General features: G+C 68.2%; 1 protein-coding gene. It reads left to right on the forward strand.

Annotated features, from left to right (window positions below; genetic code table 11):
* The first annotated feature begins 551 nt into the window (after positions 1-551).
* A complete protein-coding gene (locus tag PROKR_RS32310) occupies positions 552-698 on the forward strand; it encodes a hypothetical protein (RefSeq protein WP_157601815.1) in 147 nt (48 codons plus the stop codon).
* Positions 699-1019: the final 321 nt, after the last annotated feature.

A 1019-nucleotide genomic window follows, 5' to 3' on the forward strand; every position in this document is an offset into this window, starting at 1 on the left:
CCTCCGGGTCGGGCCCTGGGTGGTCGAACCGGGCCGCCTGCCTATCGATCAGAAGGTGCACCGAGCGGAGGCCGAGCCCGACTACCTCGCCGGGCAGATAGACGACTGACGCCGGGCGAGAGATCGGAGGCCCCCGATGGTGTAGAAGGTGTAGAAGGTGTACCTCTCTCTAGTTACTTCTTCAAGAACTACTTCTTGAGGGGTAACCAGGGAGACCTACAACTTCTACACCTTCTACACCCTGAGGGTTGCGCAAGTGCCCTTGCGTGGCTACGCTGGTGCCATGGCCGGAGGAACCGGCCCAACTGGCCAGGAGGACACCATGGGCAACGAGCCCCGCACGGACATCCCGACCGTCACCGTCGAGTGCGCCTGCAAGCACTGCAAGGCGTTCGCCGCTCGCACGGGCCAGGCCTCCCCCTGCGGGCGGAGGTCAACGAGAAGATGGCCGCCGCAATCTGCGGCACGGCCAAGGGCCGCCACTCGATGGTGCAGAAGGCCCACCAGCCGCCGTTCGGCCGCATGGACGCCATGCAGGCCAAGATGGGCCCGTGGGTCGCCTGACCATGCTCCGCCGCCTAGCCCGCGCGCTCGCTACCCTCGCCCTCGACGTCCTGGCCTTCGCCGTGGGCGTCGTGGTGGGCGGCATCCCGCTCGCCGTCCTGATCTTCTGGCTCGCCGACCGCTACCTGTACTGACCGCCCGCCTCCTACATACCCCAAGGAGCACACCATGAGCGACACCCCCGCCCAGATCAGGGCCCTCTACGACACCGACCCGGACCGCGACGCCTACGAGGCCATCGCCGAGGCCGTCGATACGGCAATCACCGCCCGCGACCACCTCGATCCACGCCCTCACCGCCCGCGCCCTCGGAGACCGGTGGTCAGGTCGCCGCGATCCGCGCCTTCGCCGACCGCCACCGCAACCGACCCGGCGAAGTCAGCGCACAGGGCATGGTCCGCATGCTCGACAACATCGTCGGGAAGTCCGACGCCCCGATCGTCGCCGAGCTGCCC

It is taken from the genome of Promicromonospora kroppenstedtii DSM 19349, assembly GCF_000515355.1.
In the GTDB taxonomy this organism is placed as follows: Bacteria; Actinomycetota; Actinomycetes; order Actinomycetales; family Cellulomonadaceae; genus Promicromonospora; species Promicromonospora kroppenstedtii.